This window comes from Tenacibaculum todarodis, assembly GCF_001889045.1.
GTDB lineage: Bacteria > Bacteroidota > Bacteroidia > Flavobacteriales > Flavobacteriaceae > Polaribacter > Polaribacter todarodis.
This window is the reverse complement of record NZ_CP018155.1, coordinates 1,761,185-1,780,224: the sequence shown is the minus strand read 5'-3', so window position 1 is coordinate 1,780,224 and position 19,040 is coordinate 1,761,185. Positions and strand designations below refer to the sequence as shown.

Sequence of the window (19,040 nt, the reverse complement as noted above, 5' to 3'; positions counted from 1 at the left end):
TTATAAAGTTTTTAATTTGATAGTTCCGTTTTGTATTTGTATTAATTGGTTGTAAAACTCTTTTAAATAGTGGTATTCATCTTTAGAATATATTTTTTTATTGACACTATATTTTAAGTAAATGTTTATAGCATTATCTTTATAGTTACATTTAAATATAATGATACCTCCTTTATTTGGTAAGGCCAGAGTTTTTTCTTTCGGTAAATTTAATACTTCATATTTTTCAGGCATTTCAATTTTTAAATTATAAGTAAATGACCTTTTATACCCATAATCAACAGGGTAATACCTTTCATTTAGTTTAAATGGGTTTGTAGAAATCTTCCCATAAAAAAAAGGGTTAAAGTTTATGATATTGTTGTCATTGTCGTTTTCTATTAAAACTTTAAAGCTTTGTTTTAACTTGATATTATTGTTTTCTAAATTGGTACTTAAATAATCATCAACCTCTAAACTTGTGTTTTCAGATTCAAAATTATCTAAGTACTCTTCCTCATTTATATCTGATAATTTTTCTCTCTCATCTGATGCGAAATATCCCTTTTTTGTAACGTCTATATTACCAATGAGATTATTACTTTCATTAAACTCTAGTTTTACTCTAGTATTTATAATAGATTTTATACTACTTTTCAATTCCTCCCAATAACTACCTTTTTTAAAATCTAATACCCTTCCATCTCCATTAATACATTTAAAAGGTATTTGACCAAATGCTAAATTTTTGTTAGAAGCATCAACGAAAAAACTTTCTCCATTAATAATAACTTTTACTAAAATGTAATTAAAGTCGTTTACAACAGGAAAAAGTTTTGTTGGTAGTCCATTATTTCTAGTAGAAAGTGCAACAAGGTAACTTTCTATATTTGCGGCTTGTAAGCTATTGTATAAAATTAAATTTATAGCATCTACACTTCCAGAGCCTTCCTCATAAACTTTCTTAATTTTTAAATCTTCCCTAGTCCAATATTTCTCATTCCAATTTAATTTTTCTTGGATATGACTATATACTTTTTTAGCCTTATCAAGTTCATTTTCTATAGTTAGAATATCTTTAGGTAAGTTTTTTTTGAAATAGTTTTTTTTAGAAGTTTGTTTGTCTAATAAAAACACTCTTAAAGTTCTGTCTGCATTTTTCCATGTTTTAGTATAGTTTGTTTTGGAGCCATCAACAGCAGTATAAGAAATTAAATCAAAAACCAATCTTGACATAAAATTCTTCTTATTCAACATGTAATCTTCTTCTTTAAAAGCTGGTACATTGTTCATTCCGAAGGAAGACAATAAGCAATTTCCGTTTCCAATACCAGGTATGTATAGACAGCCTTTTTTTATAGAGGAATCACTTTTATCTAATGCTTTAAAACCAATTACTCTAATGTTATATTTATAATTCCCTAAGATTGCGATGTCAAACTCACTTTTAATTTTTGGTATACTTGATTGAAAATTCCAGTCATCTATCTGTGGATATGGGCTAAGAACACTATAAACGTATTCAATTACACTACCATTTTTTAAGTTAGGTAACGTAAATTTTGTTTCTTTCCAAGATTCATTTCTTTGCGTGGTGAAAATTTTACTATCACCAACAAATTTTTTCTTGATAAAGTCTTCTTCTAAATTATAGGTTACTGCTTTTATTTCTAGAAGTTTTTCTTTTTTATAAAAAGGTATTTCAATATCAGCTAAATCAAAAGATTCTTTATTAAAGAGCTTAATTCTAAAGTAATAATCTGTTCTAAATTGAAATTTATTTTTTGGGTCTATGTAAACATTTGCATGCTCATAAAGAACAACAGCATTGGCGGTTGAGTCTTTTTCATAGAGAGTCATTTTTAATTCATCTTTTGTGACTTGTCCAATTTTTTGCGACTTCTCTTGTTGAGAAAACCCTACAAAAACGGTCAAAAATAGGAGGCAGGTAATTTTTTTTATCATTATTTTTTAGTTATAGCAATTCTTAAGTTTTCGTATTTAGCTATTTTTTTTCTAAAACTTCTGTATAATTTATAATCTTCTTTTGAGTAAATGCCTTCTTTAATTAATAGTGATTTTTTATATAAAATAGTATTCTCATTTAATTTTTCAATTGAAGCTGTATAAGAACCAAATTTTGAAGTAATTTCTTTTTTATTAGGTAATTGATTGATTAAATATCCTTCAGGAATTGTTATTTTAAATTCATCAACATCCTTATAACCTCTTTCAATTTTTAAAGGTAATTTTCTACTTCTGTTTCTTTTTGGGATATAATTATTTTTATTGAATACGTTTACTCTAAATAAATATTCACTTTCATTTACGGTAGCATAATTATATAAAGAAAGGTCTAGGTTTTCAGAAAAAACAACTTTTTCTTTATTGTTTTTTATATCGATAGAATTAATTTCTAAATTATTGATATAGCTCCAAATAGAAGATTTGTAATATTTTTCTAACTCTTTTTTAGTTTTAGATTCTATATAAGATTTATTATCGTATTGAATTCCTTTTGACTCGATATTAAGTTTTGCATCAATTTTTCCTTTAGTGTCTAATTGAATATTGGCTTTTAATGTTTGTAAATTTGTTTTGTTTTTATAAGCAGGTGTTCTTTTAATTACACCGCCTTCTGGAGTTACAACTAATACATTTCTATCATCTGTAAAATCTCCTAAAAATCCGAACGGAATAGTTTGGCTTGTACATTCTAACCAAACATCATTACCGTTATTTGGTAAATTAAGTATTACATGATTCCCTTGCATTGAAGTGAAATCAGGTTCAATATCTCTTCTATCTTTAGCAAAAACTACCGTGTAATTAGATTTTACACCAACTACATCTAATAAAGCTTTTGTGTAATTTGTAAGACCTTTACAATCTCCATAACCAACTTTGTCAACCTCACTTGCAAGTATTGGCTCCCAACCACCAATACCAACTTGTACACTTATATAGCGAGTTTTATCTTGCATGTATTTGTATACAATTTTTGCTTTTTCTAAATCTGTTTTTGCATCTTTTACTAAGTTAGTAATCTTAGCTATTGTAGCTGGCTCTAATTTATTTCTTCCTAATAATAAATTGTCGTTCATCCATTTTCCAAATGATTTCCAATCTTCACCAAAACCTTTTACTTTTTTTAGTGAAAAATTATTAGATGCAACTAAAAGACTAGGCATCAAGTCAACAAAAGAGAGTGTGTTGTTTTCATATTTAATTGCAGGTTGATTTTCCATTTCATAATGAATCTCTGCATCTGAATTTTCTGTTTTTTGAATTGGAAAACCATCAAAATTTTTCTCTTTAGTTCTTAATGTTAAGTTTTTTGGGTTGTAAAGTTTGTAGGTACTACTTTGGATAGAAACATAAAATGACTCTAATGGATACCATTTTGGAATAAACCCAGTTGATGAGTTAATGTATTCACTCTCATAAACAACTGTGTAAGGATAATCTGTTGGTGTATAATCTATATATTTTACTCTAGCGTCTGAATATAAAGTTCCGCCACTAACGGCGCTAATATCAGTAAATTTCTTCTTAGAATACTTTTTTATTTCTTTTCCTAAAGCATTATATATTTTTACTGAAAGTTTAGATATTTTTGTATCATCATTATAATGAATATAAGTATCTATTTCTCTATCACCAACTTTATTTAAAACTGTAATTACACGCTTTTTTTTAATTCTCATTTTATCGATATCTTCAATAAAGACTTCAATAACGTTGTCCCTAACAACAGCATTTGCGTTCTCTTTTAATTCTAAAGGTATTATTAAAGATGAAAGATTTAGGTCTTGTGAAGTTGCTTTAAAAGAAAAAAGCAGGAACAGGAAAAGAATAGGCAAATAACCTTTTATCATAGTTTTTTCATGCAATATAAAAAAAATCCCAAAACAATGTTTTGGGATTTTTTGAAAAGTTTTAAAAACTTTAATTTATGCTTTTGTTTTTACTTCAAAAGACATTTCCATTAAGTCATTAATAAACTTGTCTTTTAAATTATCAAAGAAAGATTTAGAGCCATATTTTACATTAAAATCTGCTCTGTTAATGTTAAATTTTTCACTTTTAAAAGTTACAACGCCATCAGTTTCAGAAACTGTAGCTGGTATTGTAATACTTTTAGTAACATCTTTTACTGTTAAGTTACCTGTAACATTTAAAACGTTTTCACCTTTTGCAACACTAGTAATTGTAAATTTAGAAGTTGGGTATTTTTCAACATCAAAAAAGTCAGCATTTTTTAAATGACCTTCTAATTTTCCTGCACCGTCACTTCCTTTCATGTCTAAATTAGTAATAGAATTCATATCTATTACAAACTCCCCAGAAGTTAAAACTCCGTTTTCAACTGTTAAATTACCTTCTTTAAGAGAAACAATTCCATCATGAGCTCCTGTTGGTTTTGTTCCTTTCCAAGTTAAAACTGAAGCATCTAAGTCTAAGTTATTTTTAAGTTCTTGTACTTCTACAACTTTTACTTCTTCTTTAACCGCAACTTCTTCTTTTTTTTCTCCTTTACAAGCTGTTAAAACTGATGCTATAACAACAAGTGATAAAATTACTTTTTTCATTTTTAATAATTATTTAATTGATTTATGTTCTTTATTGAGTACAAATATACAAAATTTATTTTCCGTGGAAACTAATTTTTATTTTTACTGTCAATTATTATGGTAACAGGTCCGTCGTTTAGTAATTCTACTTGCATGTCTGCACCAAATTGGCCTGTTTGAATTTTCTTTCCCAAGTCTTTTTCAACCTGAAAAATAAAGTTTTCATACAATGGAATCGCAACTTCCGGTTTTGCAGCTTTTATATAACTAGGTCTGTTTCCTTTTTTAGTGGAAGCTTGTAAAGTAAATTGACTAACAACAATTGCATCTCCGTTACTATCTAATAACGAAGTATTCATCACATTATTTTCATCATTAAAAATACGCAGATTTACAATTTTTTTTGATAACCAAGTTATGTCTTCTTGTGTGTCTTCATCTACAATTCCTATAAGAATTAATAATCCGTTTTTAATATCTGCAACCTTATTTTTATCAATAGTTACACTTGCTTTAGACACTCGTTGAATAACAGCTTTCATTTAGTTTAAGTTTTTTAAGTAAGAGTAAGATAAATTAATATCAAAAACCCATTATGGGTTTATATTCCTTTTATACGTTCAAAAAAAGCATTTAAATCTTCTTTATTTGGAGGCGTTCCTCTAAACGGAATTATATCCCAACGAGTTCCTTCTTGTTTCAGTGAAAAACTAAACACGGAAGAATTTGGATCGTTTGAGTTTAATAACGGATAACGTAAATCATTATACTGAATTGTTTCGGTAGAATCTTTTTGAATTAAGTTGAAATAATTATTACTAAACCACCTTAATTTTTTAATATCTGGATGATGTATATCAACCAAATCATGATTTTTAGGAATGGTTAAAATATTATCAGCAGTAGCACTTTTATCTAATAAAGAATAAAAGGTTACTTTAAAGTTTGTGTCGGTTTCTGCGATTGCATACCATAAGACATTATTCAATATTGAAGGTTGCGCAGAAAAGCGGTTGTATTCAATTCCAGCTTTTACAAATGATTTTTTAAAAACAGAATCCATATATAACTTATTTCCTATTGTAAATAACATGTATGCCGAACTGATATAAATACCTGCTTTTACCCATTTCTTTCTTCGGATATTATTTCGGTTGAAAAACATAGCAATTAGTAAACACAGCAAAAACGGAACAGTATATGCAGGATCTGCCACAGAAATATTGTTAAAAGCAACTCTGTAATCAGAGAAAGGAGCAAATAATTGTGTTCCGTAAGGTGTAAAACAATCTAAAATTGGATGTGTAAAAATTGATAAAAAGAACAACCAAATCCAATCTTTTTGAGTTGTGGTGTCTTTCCTTTTTCCGAAGTTATAGAGTTTGTAAAACAGATAACCAAAGACAAAAGCGCCAATAAAAGCAAACAAAATAGAGTGCATAAAACCTCTATGAAACATCATTATATCAATTTCATTGCTGTAAAATAATCTTCCTATAAACACATCTAAATCCGGTATTGTACCGCCAATTGCGCCAAAAATCATTGCTTTATTGCCAATTTTTTTACCTAAAACTAATTCGCCACAAGCTGCGCCTAAAACTATTTGTGTTAATGAATCCATATAGTTTACAAAAGTAAGAAAGAGTTATGTATTTTATCATTTCATTTTAGAACAAGTCTGTGTATTTAAAATCCCTCGATGAGGGTTTGTGTAATTCTTTACAAAATCGTAACATTACAAAACCAAAATTTAGACGATGCAAGACGATAAGAATATATCTGAAATTAAAATTGAAGATCAAAAAATAATTGACAACAAAGAATTAAATATTTGGGAAGCTTTAATTCCAGTTTTTATTTTAATGGGAATGTTAGCTTATAATATTTTTTATGCAGATGGCGCTTGGTTGGGAGATTATTCTAATCAATATATTTTATTATTAGGAGGTTTAGTTGCAGCTGCGGTAGGTTTATTTAATAAGGTTTCTATTAATAGAATGATTACTGAAGTTATTGAAAACTGGAAAAGTGTTTTTGTACCGATAATGATTTTATTTCTCGTTGGTGCATTGGCAGGAACTTGGTTGGTGAGCGGAATAATTCCAGCAATGGTGTATTACGGATTACAAGTATTAAGTCCCGAAATATTTTTACCAGCATCAGTAATAATTGCAGCAATAATTTCTATTGCCACAGGAAGTTCTTGGACAACTTCTGCAACTGTTGGTATTGCATTGGTTGGAATTGGAAGCGCATTAGGAATTCCATCTGGAATGATTGCAGGAGCCGTAATTTCTGGAGCGTATTTTGGAGATAAAATGTCGCCACTTTCGGATACTACAAATTTAGCGCCTGCAATGGCAGGAACCGATTTGTTTACACACATAAAATATATGGCTTATACTACAGTGCCAACAATTATTGTAACGCTAATTGTATTTGCTGTTTTAAGCGGAACAATTGATACAACTGGTAGCGCAGATGTAAGTAATTTGTTAGTGTCAATTGATAATACTTTTACAATTACACCTTGGTTGTTTTTAGTTCCAGGAGCCGTAATTGCAATGATTTTATTAAAAACGAAACCATTAATTGCATTAGGAACTGGTGTTTTATTAGCAGCGGTTTTTGCATTTATTTTTCAAGCTGATGTGTTAAATACCTTGTCTGATACTAAATTTTCTTCAATATTGAATGCAATCTGGACTGATACTCAAATAACAACTGATAACGAAAAATTAACAGAATTATTTAGTTCTGGTGGAATTTTAGGAATGATTTGGACAATCCTATTGATTATCTGTGCAATGGTTTTTGGAGGTATTATGGATGCAATCGGAGCATTGGCAAAAATTACAAAAGCATTGTTATCTGTTGCAACTTCAGTTTTCGGATTATTTGCAAGTACTGTTGTAAGTTGTTTAGGTTTAAATGTAATTGCTTCAGATCAATATTTAGCATTAGTAATTCCAGGAAAAATGTTTAAAAAGGCTTATGAGGATAAAGGATTAGCACCAGAGAATTTAAGTAGAACTCTAGAAGATTCTGGAACTGTAACATCGGTTTTAATTCCTTGGAATACTTGTGGAGCATACCAATCTGGAGTTTTAGGAGTTGGAGTAGGAGAGTATTTTGCTTATGCTATATTTAACTGGTTATCTCCTTTTACAACCTTATTGTTTGCAGCTTTTAGAATTAAAATTAAGCAATTAGTTAAGAAATAATATGATTGTAAAAGCTATTATTTCTGACGCGAAACAACTCACTGAAATTGCTTTAAAATCGAAAGCGTTTTGGGGTTATTCTGATGAAATTATTGAAAGTTGGCGAGAAGATTTAACAATTACCGCCAAAATGTATGATGACTCTAATATCTACAAATATTTTGTTGATGACAAAATAGCTGGATTCTATATTTTAGAAAGAGTTAATATTAGAACAAGCGTTCTTCATTTTTTATTTATTTCTCCAGAGTTTATAAAACAAGGAATTGGGAAACAACTTTTAGATCATGCAATTGCATATTGTATAGAAGGGAGTTCAGCTATTTTAAATGTTTTATCGGATCCAAATGCAGAAGCATTTTATATAAAACAAGGTTTTAAAGTAATTGCAAGAAGAGAAAGTTCTATTGAAGGAAGATTTTTACCAGAAATGGAATTAGAGTTCCCAGAAAACATGTAATTATTTCTTTCTTGAAATATTTAAAATTCCAGAAATTAGTAGCAAAAGCCATGGAGTTCCATGTAAAAAGATATCAAACAAATCTTTGCTTTGCATTGCGTTTTCTCCGCTAAAAGCATTTCCACCTAGAAGCCAATTTAGTTTACCGACAATGTGTGGCGGATTAAATGGAGCTAAACCTAAGGTTAAACTTGCTATTAAAAATAATTTCCAGTTTTGTTTAAGTTGTTTTTTCATTTTTCTTTTTTGTTGTAGCAAATATATAGATTGAAAAAATAAAGATCAAAAATGAATGTAATGTTAAGAATACTAAAGTTTTAAAGTAAAACCCTGGAATAACTTTATTGTTATCAAATTTATACGCTAAAAATGTGTAAATAAAAACTATTGATAAATTTATAAAAATAAATTCAACTAACCTTTTCCACTTTATTAAAAGAAGTAAGCTAGAAAAACTAAAACCGAAAAGAGAAAGAATAAGTATTAACAACATCTTTTTATTTCTTAGATAAATTTTTAAATAAGCAAATTAATCAATTAATTGCACTTAGTTTATTGATAAGCCGCGTTAGCGATTGAAACGGCATCCTTTTACGTTAGTAAAAGATATAGTGGAAAGCGCGACCGAAGGGAACGCCCAAAAACTATATAAACCAATTCCACACTAAACCAAAACGAATAGAAAAATCTCTATACGGATAACTAGGTGCAGAGAAGTAATTTTTTTCAGCAAAACTGGAAGTTACATTTTCTAATTTTAAATAAATTCTTGTTCTACGAACTCTGGCATTAAAGAAAACGTCAACTGTTGGGTAGCCAATTTCTGTGTCGTTTTGTAGCTGAAATTCTGCTAATAACGGGTTGTATGCGTTGGCTTTGTATTTAGAGAAGTATTTAAAAGTTGCTCCAATATTTACGAGTATTGGCTTTCCTTTAAACCAACTGTCGGCATAATATAGAGTGTTTCTAGAAACTAATTCTGGGACTCTAAAAACCGAGCTTCCGTTAGATACATTTTGATACATTAAGGTGTTGTCTAAAGCAAACTTACCAAACTTAAATTCTTTTGATACTTTAGCTTTTAGATAATTTATGTTTTCTGATGTTTGTTGCGGCGTTCCGTTTTCATCAAAATAAACATAGCTATCAATATTGGTAATGTCAATAGAAGCATTTCCCCATTTGCTTTCAAAAGTTCCGCCAATGTTTCTAGTTCCTATATTTTCAAAATTGTTTTGCCAATTGTAATTGTCATAATTACTTTGGTGTAATAAGGTGTTGAAATTTGGAGATCTAGAATTAATATTTAATCTTCCTTTAATAGTGAAAACGCTGTCTTTTTTATAAGTAGCTTCTGCTCTTAAATGGTTACCCGCTAAACGCCCGTTTCCTGGTGTAATTTGTGCACTTGCGTTAACCTTAAACTTGTCTATTTTTCCATTCCAATCTGCTCCAAATGAAATTGCGTCTCCGCTTAATTTATCTACATTAACATCAGGATATGCATTTATGTTTGTTAATTCGTTATAACCGTATTCATAAGTAGAATGTGTAACTTTTGCTCTAAAATTTCCTAAAATATATTTTGAATTAAAGTCTAAAAAAAACTGATTGCTTAAAAATTGATAATCGGTTATTGTAGCTATATTTCCTGTAACATTTGCGTTTCCAAACATTGTTGTGTTTAATGTTGGTTGTTCAAATTTGTAAAATTTATTGTCTAGTAAAACTACATGTCCAACTTTTAAATTGGTGAAGTTCGTCTTTTCTTTTGCAAGCGTTTTATTAGCAATACTATCCTTTTTAGAGGAAGTATTTATTTTAGTAATTGCTTTATTTTTAGCTATGCTATCTTTTATGTTGATAAATAAAGAATCTCTTGGGATCTCAGTTTTAGTATTTGTTTTTTCTTTTCCTTTCTTTTTGCTTTCTGTAGAAAATAACCTAAAACTATGCTCTAAATAATAGCGTTTACCGTCAAAATAATTTTCTGTATCGGTTAAATTAACATCTAAACGACCTCTATCGTTGGCGGAATTTTCATCGTTTGTAACAAAGGCTGTTAAAGAATCGTCAGTTAAACCACCGCTTTCTTCATTAAAAATATCTTGGATTGCTGTATGTCCTTTTATTGTGTATTGCCCCTCTTTAGTTTCATAAGTAAAGGAAGCTCTAAAGTTTCCATGACTTGCTAAGGAACTACGATAATGCCCTAAAGAACGCAATCCTTTGTATTCTAAGGCAACATTTAATCGTTTAGAGAAGTTTAATGTAAAAAGAGCATCTAAAACCTGTCCTTGTTCCATACCGCTTCTGTACATAATTTGTGTTGTAGGGGTTGGTAAATGATAGTAATTTATATCTTCTATTTGATAAAAGTTAAATTGTTTAGCACTAAAACCTATATCAGGATAAAGGGAACTGTTGGAAAAGTCGTAACCTAAATTATTAAATGTTTGTCCTTGGTTATGAAAAGGTAATAATTCAAAGTTATCTTTTCTTAAAAAGTTAAATTTATACTCTTTTTGTATGGTAAGAGTTGTATCTATTATAGTTGTATCTCTTTTATGAGAAATAATTTTATAGTCTGTGTATTTAGTTTTTCCGCTTAATGTTACATCAATTTCTCCAGAAGATATAGAGTCGTTTATATTACCACCGATTCCTCCAGATTTAGGCGTATTAATACCACTTCTGCTTAATTTTCTTTTTTGAGAAAAACTAGAAAAGCTATTAAAAAACAGTAGTAAAAAAGTAAAAAATAAAAATTTATTCATAAAGAATTTTATAAAGCAAATGTAAAATAATAAAACGGAAAAAATTAGTAATAATTTCTTTAGAAATTGTAACATTGTGTTAATGTTAGAATTTAATTTTAGTGGATTTTCTTTAGAGGTAGGGACAGACGAAGCGGGTAGAGGCTGTTTAAGTGGTCCTGTTGTAGCTGCTGCTGTAATTTTACCTGAAGGATTTACGCATCCTTTTTTAAATGATTCTAAACAATTGTCGGAAAAAAAGCGACAAGAATTACGTCCTTATATAGAAGAAAATGCACTTGCTTTTGGTGTTTCTTTTGTTGGTCAAAAAGAAGTTGATGAGATTAATGTTTTACAAGCTTCCATTACAGGAATGCATCGTTCCATTTCTGCATTAAATGTTACACCAGAATTTATAATAGTTGATGGAAATAAATTTAATCCATTTAAAGATATACCACACGAAACAATTGTAAAAGGAGATGCTAAATTTATGAGTATTGCAGCAGCTTCAGTATTAGCAAAAACATATAGAGATGATTATATGGAGAAAATTCATCAAGAGTTTCCTATGTATAATTGGAAAAAAAATAAAGGTTACCCAACCAAAGAACATAGAAATGCAATTCGAGAATTTGGAGCGACAAAATATCATCGCAAAACCTTTAAATTATTACCTGAGCAGTTTAAGTTAAAGCTATAAACTCTTAGAGATTCATTGGGTTATATCCAAAGTAGTCTACTTTTTTCTCTATAAAATTGATACCATATTCTTCCAATTCTTTTAAAATAGGTTCGTAAACTTCTTTTGTAATTGGTAACTGTACACCAGGAGTTGTTATTTCTGTATTCAATATTTTTAGAGTTGCCATTGCTACTGGTAAACCTACGGTTTTAGCCATTGCTGTAAACGTTTGGTCTTCTCCATTAATTACCATACTACTTTCAATTTGACGTCTTTCACCTTGGTGTTCATAACCAAATTTGTGATGCATTACAATCATGTCTTTATCATGTTCTTGTAACGTCCATTGATCCATTAATATTTTTTGAAGAATTTGTGCGGGAGTTGCATTTTCTAAGCCAATATTCTTATCCGGATTAAAAATATCAAGTTCTAAAAACTTGTCCCACATAATATCATCTTGTTCAATTTTTAAGTAAGAACGAAACTTTAATTCCACAGAGTCTGAAGGAGAATACGCTAAAAATAAATTTGTAAAATCTCTATAAGACATATTCATAGAGTCTTCAATAGTGTAAGTATCATCAGTCATACCTAATTGAACAAAAACATTCCAAGCTCTAGAAAACCCCACTTTTCTTATTGTTCCTCTGTACATTGTTGGTATGTTATCCAGACCATAAACACTTCTGTATTTTAAAGAATCTCTATTTGCATAGGCTTCAAATTTACCACTTCCATCTATGTTTAAAAATTCTGTTCTTCTAAATAATTTATGATAAGGAATGTATTTGTAAGTGCTTTCTTGTATAAACATTGCTGCACCTCCTTGACCAGCTAAAACAACATTTCTAGGGTTCCAAGTAAACTTATAATTCCAAAGATTTGTATCACTTTCCGGAGCAACTAATCCACCGCAAAAAGATTCAAAAAGCAGCATTTTAGCGCCATTCTCTTTAATTTTATCAATAACTTGCATTGCGCTCATGTGGTCTAAACCAGGATCTAGCCCAATTTCATTCATAAAAACTAAACCTTTCTTTTTTACAGCTTCGTCTAATTCTTTCATTTCTTTAGAAATGTAAGAAGCTGTAACCATGTGTTTATCTAAATCAACACAATCTTTAGCAACTTCAATATGGAAACGAGCAGGTAGCATTGATATTACAATGGTAGCTTTTTCAATTTCTTCTCTACGTTGTTTAGTATTAAAAACATCAAAAAGTAAAGCAGTTGCATTTTTATGATTATTAGCTCTCTCTTTTGCATTTTCTAAAGAAATATCTGCAATGGTAATATGTAAGTTTTCACTTGTAGATTTATCTAATAAATATTGAATTAATGACGAACTAGATCTACCAGCACCAATTACTAAAACTTTTCTCATTGTAAAATTCTCTTTATTTTTGCTAAAAAATTAGCAAATCCTCAATAGCGAAATTAGCAATTTTCAATTCTAAAAAAACAAACATGTATAAAAATTTATCTATTACAGCATTCTTAGGGCTTTTAGCAATTATTTTAGGTGCTTTTGGAGCACACGCTTTAAAAGAATCTCTTTCAATTGAAGCTTTACTTAGTTTTGAAACAGCAGTACGTTATCAAATGTATCATGTAATTGTACTTTTATTTATAAATACGTTCACTCAATTTTCTGAAAAACAAAAAAACTACCTTAGTAATTTGTTCTTTGCAGGAATTTTATGCTTCTCTGGATCCATTTATGCTATACATTTACTAAATTTATCAGCAAAAACTATCTGGTTTATTACACCATTAGGTGGATTGTTTTTTTGTATAGGATGGATTTTGCTTTTTATCAATTTTGTAAAAAAAGTTATTAATAAGTAATAGTTGATAAAAATTTAACTTAGAGTTTTTTATCTTAAAATATTCTGTACTTTTGAACTTTATTATAACACAACTAAAAATTAAGGAATGACAGATCTTAATACGAAAACGATTTCGTTAGACGGTTTAGGAATTAAAAACGCAACAATTCGTTATCAATTATCTTCAGATGATTTACATGCTGAAGTTTTAGAAAAAAAACAAGGAAAAGAATCTTCTTTAGGGGCAATTGCTGTTAATACAGGAGAGTTTACAGGACGTTCACCAATGGACAGGTTTATTGTAAAAGACAATATTACTAAAGACAAAGTTTGGTGGGGAGATATTAACATTCCTTTTGATGCAGTTAAATTTGATAAATTGTATGATAAAGTTGTAGCTTATCTCTCTAATAAAGAAATTTTTGTTAGAGATTCTTATGCGTGTGCAGACGAAGATTACAAGTTAAATATTCGTGTAGTAAATGAATATCCTTGGAGCAACATGTTTGCTTATAATATGTTTTTAAGACCTACAGAAGAAGAGTTAAAAGATTTTTCTCCAGAGTGGACAGTAATAAACGCACCAGGTTTTATGGCTGATGCTGAAGTTGATGGAACTCGTCAACACAATTTTGCAATTTTAAATTTTGAAAAGAAAATTGCATTAATTGGAGGTACAGGTTATACAGGTGAAATTAAAAAAGGAATTTTTTCTGCTTTAAACTTTATTTTACCAGTTTATAAAAATACGTTGCCAATGCATTGTTCTGCAAACGTTGGTAAAGATGGAGATACAGCAATTTTCTTCGGATTATCGGGTACAGGAAAAACTACACTTTCTACAGATCCTGATAGAAGTTTAATTGGTGATGACGAACATGGTTGGACTGCTGAAAACACTGTTTTTAACTTTGAAGGAGGTTGTTACGCAAAAGTGATTAACTTATCGCAAGAGCAAGAGCCAGAAATTTTTGGAGCAATTAAAAAAGGAGCTATCTTAGAAAATATTGTAATGGATGATAAAGGAGCTATCGACTTTGCTGATACTTCAATTACTCAGAATACAAGAGTTAGTTATCCAATTTATCATATAGAAAATATTAAAGAGCCATCAATTGGTAAGAATCCAAAAAATATTTTCTTCTTAACGGCAGATGCTTTTGGTGTTTTGCCTCCAATATCTAAATTAACACCAAACCAAGCAGCGTATCACTTTATTTCTGGTTATACAGCTAAAGTTGCAGGTACAGAAGCTGGAGTTACAGAGCCAACACCAAGTTTTTCTGCATGTTTTGGAGCACCGTTTATGCCCTTACATCCTACAAAATATGCAGAGATGCTTAGTAAAAAGATGAAAGATGCAAATGTAAATGTTTGGCTAATTAACACTGGCTGGTCTGGTGGTAAGTATGGAGTTGGTAGAAGAATGCCATTAAAATACACAAGAGCAATGATTTCTGCTGTTTTAAATGGAGATTTAGGAAGTTACAGATATGAAGATTATCATATCCATTCTGTATTTGGTGTAGCACAACCAAGAACATGTCCTGGAGTTCCAACAGAGTTATTAAGCCCAAGAGCTACTTGGAATAATGATGAAGAATATTATAAAACAGCATTTAAATTATCGAATGCATTTAGAAATAACTTTACGCAATTTGAAGACGTTGCAAATGAAGATATAAGAAGAGGTGGTCCTCAGCGATTTACTTTTTAATTTATCAGATTCTATTAGATATAAAAAAGCATCCAATTTGGATGCTTTTTTATGTCTAAGACTTTTATTAAGAAGTGATTTTGTCTTTTAAAATTTTAACCCATTTCTTTAGATAAGTAAATACTATCATATAGAAAATAGAAATTGTTACATAGTTGTATTGTATTATTACTTTAGAAAATTGTAAAGTAAAAATGTTTTTAATTAAGTTCCATATTGTCGCTGGAAATTCAGAAATACCAACCCAATTATATTTTAATTGAAAAAAAATAAAATTACCTATTATTATAAAGTTAAAAGCTCCGTAGAAAAATAAAAATACTTTTTTTAGTTTTATTTTTCCTTTTAAAAAGTATGGAGGAAGCAATATTTCTTTAAGAACCTCTTTAGATTTAGATAACAGGTTTGGTGTAGAAGTAAGGTCAGATAATAACCAATAACCATCACTTCTAATAAATGGTAGTAATTGAATAAAATTATAAACTCCTGTTAAAAAAATCATATGAATAAAAATAGGAGATTTTGTAATAAAATATAAGCCAATAAAAAGTAACATACACCAGAGTTGCATGTAGATTCCTGCTAAATTAGCTATAATTCTTTCTTCTTTTTTACCATGCCAAATAGCAGATATACTTGAGAAAAAAACAGGAAAAACTATATAAATACCCATGCCAATTTCACTTGATCTTCCGGTAAACTTCTTACAAGCAGCAACATGGCCAATTTCGTGTAGTAATATGGTAGGGAAATAAAGTAGCATAATTAAAAACACGGGTAACCTTGTATTACCGTATATAGGAAGCTTGATTACAGAAATTATAGCAATAATAATTAAAATAAAAAATGAAAACCAAAAAAAAATTGGGTTGAATAAAAACTCAAAATAAGAGGAGATTTTTCCAGCTCTATTTTTATTTAAAATAATTTTCTCAAATTTAATAAAGCTTTTTGTCTTGGTTGGTTCTTTACTGTCAAGTAAATTTAATTTTGTAAGTGTTTTATGAATGAATTCTTCAAATTCTATTTCATTTAAATTATCATTAAAATGTAAATTAAAATTAATTAAAGCTTCATTAGGGGTATTGTTGTTTTCTAAGATTTTTAATAACTCTTTTACATTTTCTAAAATAATAAAATGATTATTATCTACTTCAATTACCCATTTATCTTTTTGATAAGAAGAGAGTATGTATGTTTTTTTAATTAAAGACATCAATAAAAAATATTAGTCTAATAAACTTAGTATTAATTTCTCGTTACTTTCTATATCTGAAATAGTTTTTTTAAGCCAAGAAGTTAATTCTGTTAGCTTTAATTCTAAAGATAATTCTAAAGCTTTATTAAAATGTTTTTTAGAGTATGTTATAGCTTCTGATCCTATGCCAGAAACATATAAAACTCGTTCTTTAAAGTTGGTTAAATCTGTATTGTTTTTTATTTTTTCTTGTTCAATAAAATTATCAACATTTGCATGTAAGTATGTCCATTGATTATTGTTGATGTCTTTTGTATAGTCTTCTAAATCATCATTCATTTGAATAGCAAAAAATATGTGCTTATAAATTTTTTTAAGCGTCATTTTATCATGATAGCCATTAAATAAATAATCTAAACCTAAAATTGGTATATAAGCTAAGCAATGTTTAGCTTCTGCATATATTTCAAAATCTTTAACTGTAAAGTTTGGTTTCTGGATGTTTTGATGTTTTTCTGTTAAAGTATTCTGATAGTATAGCTCTTGCATATTATCTAAATCATTCCAGAAAGAATTTTTTTTCTCAAAAATCTTAGATAGTATTTGTATAGAAACTTGACCGCTTTTAACTGCTTGAAGTGTGTTGTTTACTTTTGCTTTGTGCTGAGCTATAAAGTTAGATTCTCCATCAACGATTTTATCTAGTTCTAAAGTATAATAGCAATATAATTCTACAGCTTCATTAAAATCATTAAATAAATCAATATTATTTATTAAAAAAGCTTCTTTTAGAAAGGAAACCTGATTTTTAAAGAAAAAGATTTTATTATCTTTAGTTGCTTTCATTTTTTAAGTAATAATATAAAAAAAGCTTGAATTAATATTAACCCAAGCTTTTCTAAAGTGAAATTGTATTTATCCTATCCGTTTCCGCCTCCGTTTCCGTCACCGTTTCCGTTTCCACCGTTTCCGTTTCCACCGTCACCGTTTCCACCGTCACCGTTATCACAACTACAGTAACAACTGTGACTATGAGAGTAGTAAAAAGTAAATTCTTTTCTTTCTTCTAATTTTTCTATTGAAAAATTAGATAATTTTTGTTCCAAATTTTGCATAAAATATATATTAACGATTAATTAAAACTGTATTTGGTAAATTTTACCAAACAAGTTATTTCAATATTATAATTTATGGGGGATGTTTTTTAGTTGGAAGGAACGGGAGATAAGTTCAACTAAAAATCTAATGCCTTTTTAAAAGCGATGCAAATATAAATATATTTTTCTAATATCAAAATAATAATTCAAAAACTGCGTCTTCTTCGTTTTCAAAAATAACTTGTAAACCAACGTACTTAAAATTTAAGTTCTTTAATAATTTTTGAGAAGCCACATTATCAGGCATTGTAAAAGCTAACACCTTTTGCTGTTTAAATTTTTTACGAACGTATTCAATAATTAGTTTTGTTGCTTCTGAAGCATATCCTTTTCCACGATATTTTGGTAAAAATCCGTAACCAATATCTACAAAATCTAAATTGTCGCGTTGTAAAGCTGTAGAAACACCAATTGCTTTATTGGTTTCCTTTAAGAGTACAGTGAAGAATCCTAATCCGCCAAGTTTAGCGTTATCTACTTTCATTTTTTTAAGATAAGCTTCAGTTTCTTCAATGGATTTTAAGTTTTTGTCAGAAATAAATTTAATCCAATCTGGATCGTTAAATAACGCAAAGTAAAATGGAGCATCACTAATTTCAATTTCTCTAATAATTAAACGTTGGCTTTCTAAATTCATAAAGTAAAGATAAACTTAATTGGTTAAGTGTAAAAGTTGGCAAGTATGCTTAGCCCTGATTAAAGCATTTGTTTGAGCTCTTTTTATTCTTTTTCGGAATAAAAAAGCGAGTGCGGAAAGCAGGAATAGCTTCAAAATAAAATAGTACTTTTGCGCTATAAAATTTATAATATGAGTTTACAAGAAGAATTAGAAAGCAGAAGTGGAAATAAGTGCGAATTGTGTGCGTCAACCAATAATTTAGCAATTTATGATGTAAAACCAACCATAACAGGTGGAGGTGGAGTTGATGGAAGTTTACTAGCTTGTGAAACTTGTAGAATTCAAATTGATGATGCGGAAGCTACGGAAGCAAACCATTGGCGTTGTTTAAACGATTCTATGTGGAGTGAGCACAGAGCGGTAAAAGTAGTTGCTTGGCGTATGTTGTCTCGTTTACGTAACGAAGGTTGGCCAAAAGATTTGTTAGATATGATGTACTTGGAGGATGATGATTTGCGTTTTGCAAAAGAATCTGGAGATCATTTAGATGAGAGCGAAAAGATAATTCATAGAGATGCAAACGGTGTAATTTTACAGGCTGGAGATTCTGTGGTTTTAATTAAAGATTTAAAAGTAAAGGGTTCTAGCATGGTTGCAAAACAAGGAACTGCGGTGCGTAGAATTTCTTTAGATCATGAAAATGCTAACTTTATTGAAGGTAAAGTTGGACCAACTCAGATTGTAATTATTACAGATTACGTTAAAAAAATGTCTGAAAAGGAGTAAATTTATTTGGGCGTTCCCTTTCAGGTCGCGCTTTCCGCACTCGCTTTTTT

The 19,040-nt window shown here is 29.2% G+C and carries 18 protein-coding genes; 6 read left to right on the top strand and 12 right to left on the bottom strand.

Going from position 1 to position 19,040, the window contains the following annotated elements:
* From LPB136_RS08065 to LPB136_RS08045, 5 genes are all read right to left on the bottom strand, one after another.
* Entirely contained in the window at positions 1 to 1,944 is a 1,944-nt protein-coding gene (locus LPB136_RS08065; RefSeq protein ID WP_083426202.1) for a DUF3857 domain-containing protein, read from the bottom strand.
* Positions 1,944 to 3,857, bottom strand: a complete 1,914-nt coding sequence (locus tag LPB136_RS08060; protein WP_072555786.1) for a DUF3857 domain-containing protein — start codon at positions 3,855 to 3,857, stop codon at positions 1,944 to 1,946. The genes LPB136_RS08065 and LPB136_RS08060 overlap by 1 nt, the downstream gene beginning before the upstream one ends.
* A gap of 75 nt (positions 3,858 to 3,932) precedes the next feature.
* Complete coding sequence (locus LPB136_RS08055) at positions 3,933 to 4,571, bottom strand: YceI family protein (protein WP_072555784.1); 639 nt, start codon at positions 4,569 to 4,571, stop codon at positions 3,933 to 3,935.
* A gap of 71 nt (positions 4,572 to 4,642) precedes the next feature.
* A complete protein-coding gene (dtd, locus tag LPB136_RS08050) occupies positions 4,643 to 5,095 on the bottom strand; it encodes a D-aminoacyl-tRNA deacylase (protein ID WP_072555783.1) in 453 nt (150 codons plus the stop codon).
* 59 nt (positions 5,096 to 5,154) lie between these two features.
* The gene (locus LPB136_RS08045; RefSeq protein ID WP_072555781.1) at positions 5,155 to 6,177 is read right to left on the bottom strand and encodes a metal-dependent hydrolase; all 1,023 of its coding nucleotides are present in this window, start codon (positions 6,175 to 6,177) and stop codon (positions 5,155 to 5,157) included.
* A gap of 136 nt (positions 6,178 to 6,313) precedes the next feature.
* Here LPB136_RS08045 and nhaC point away from each other — a divergent pair, with 136 nt between their 5' ends.
* Together nhaC and LPB136_RS08035 are read left to right on the top strand one after the other, a co-directional pair.
* Positions 6,314 to 7,780: a Na+/H+ antiporter NhaC gene (nhaC, locus tag LPB136_RS08040; RefSeq protein ID WP_072555779.1), complete on the top strand. Its 1,467-nt coding sequence runs from the start codon at positions 6,314 to 6,316 to the stop codon at positions 7,778 to 7,780.
* Position 7,781: 1 nt separating this feature from the next.
* A complete protein-coding gene (locus LPB136_RS08035; protein WP_072555777.1) occupies positions 7,782 to 8,240 on the top strand; it encodes a GNAT family N-acetyltransferase in 459 nt (152 codons plus the stop codon).
* Here LPB136_RS08035 and LPB136_RS08030 read toward each other — a convergent pair whose 3' ends face one another.
* Together LPB136_RS08030 and LPB136_RS08020 are read right to left on the bottom strand one after the other, a co-directional pair.
* A complete protein-coding gene (locus tag LPB136_RS08030; protein ID WP_072555775.1) occupies positions 8,241 to 8,477 on the bottom strand; it encodes a hypothetical protein in 237 nt (78 codons plus the stop codon).
* Between the two features lie 407 nt (positions 8,478 to 8,884).
* Complete coding sequence (locus LPB136_RS08020) at positions 8,885 to 11,017, bottom strand: putative porin (RefSeq protein WP_072555771.1); 2,133 nt, start codon at positions 11,015 to 11,017, stop codon at positions 8,885 to 8,887.
* An 82-nt stretch (positions 11,018 to 11,099) separates the two neighbouring features.
* Here LPB136_RS08020 and LPB136_RS08015 point away from each other — a divergent pair, with 82 nt between their 5' ends.
* Positions 11,100 to 11,699 (top strand): ribonuclease HII, encoded by a 600-nt coding sequence (locus LPB136_RS08015; protein WP_072555769.1) that lies wholly within the window; start codon positions 11,100 to 11,102, stop codon positions 11,697 to 11,699.
* Between the two features lie 4 nt (positions 11,700 to 11,703).
* On the opposite strand, the gene LPB136_RS08010 is transcribed toward LPB136_RS08015, so the two are convergent.
* On the bottom strand, positions 11,704 to 13,068 hold the full coding sequence (locus tag LPB136_RS08010; protein WP_072555767.1) for a saccharopine dehydrogenase family protein: 1,365 nt from the start codon (positions 13,066 to 13,068) through the stop codon (positions 11,704 to 11,706).
* 83 nt (positions 13,069 to 13,151) lie between these two features.
* On the opposite strand from LPB136_RS08010, the gene LPB136_RS08005 reads away from it, so the two are divergent.
* Positions 13,152 to 13,532 carry a DUF423 domain-containing protein gene (locus tag LPB136_RS08005; protein ID WP_072555765.1) on the top strand — a complete coding sequence of 127 codons (381 nt, stop codon included), beginning with the start codon at positions 13,152 to 13,154 and terminating at the stop codon, positions 13,530 to 13,532.
* A gap of 87 nt (positions 13,533 to 13,619) precedes the next feature.
* The gene (gene pckA / locus LPB136_RS08000; RefSeq protein WP_072555763.1) at positions 13,620 to 15,230 is read left to right on the top strand and encodes a phosphoenolpyruvate carboxykinase (ATP); all 1,611 of its coding nucleotides are present in this window, start codon (positions 13,620 to 13,622) and stop codon (positions 15,228 to 15,230) included.
* A gap of 67 nt (positions 15,231 to 15,297) precedes the next feature.
* Here the strand turns inward: pckA and LPB136_RS07995 are convergent, their stop codons facing one another.
* The 4 genes from LPB136_RS07995 to LPB136_RS07980 all read right to left on the bottom strand — a co-directional run bounded on the left by LPB136_RS07995 (position 15,298) and on the right by LPB136_RS07980 (position 18,222).
* The gene (locus tag LPB136_RS07995) at positions 15,298 to 16,446 is read right to left on the bottom strand and encodes a hypothetical protein (protein WP_072555761.1); all 1,149 of its coding nucleotides are present in this window, start codon (positions 16,444 to 16,446) and stop codon (positions 15,298 to 15,300) included.
* A gap of 12 nt (positions 16,447 to 16,458) precedes the next feature.
* Complete coding sequence (locus LPB136_RS07990) at positions 16,459 to 17,274, bottom strand: hypothetical protein (RefSeq protein WP_072555759.1); 816 nt, start codon at positions 17,272 to 17,274, stop codon at positions 16,459 to 16,461.
* Positions 17,275 to 17,348: 74 nt separating this feature from the next.
* Complete coding sequence (locus LPB136_RS07985) at positions 17,349 to 17,543, bottom strand: hypothetical protein (protein WP_072555757.1); 195 nt, start codon at positions 17,541 to 17,543, stop codon at positions 17,349 to 17,351.
* Positions 17,544 to 17,718: 175 nt separating this feature from the next.
* Positions 17,719 to 18,222: a GNAT family N-acetyltransferase gene (locus LPB136_RS07980; protein WP_072555755.1), complete on the bottom strand. Its 504-nt coding sequence runs from the start codon at positions 18,220 to 18,222 to the stop codon at positions 17,719 to 17,721.
* 171 nt (positions 18,223 to 18,393) lie between these two features.
* Here LPB136_RS07980 and LPB136_RS07975 point away from each other — a divergent pair, with 171 nt between their 5' ends.
* The gene (locus LPB136_RS07975; RefSeq protein WP_072555753.1) at positions 18,394 to 18,990 is read left to right on the top strand and encodes a PhnA domain-containing protein; all 597 of its coding nucleotides are present in this window, start codon (positions 18,394 to 18,396) and stop codon (positions 18,988 to 18,990) included.
* Positions 18,991 to 19,040: the final 50 nt, after the last annotated feature.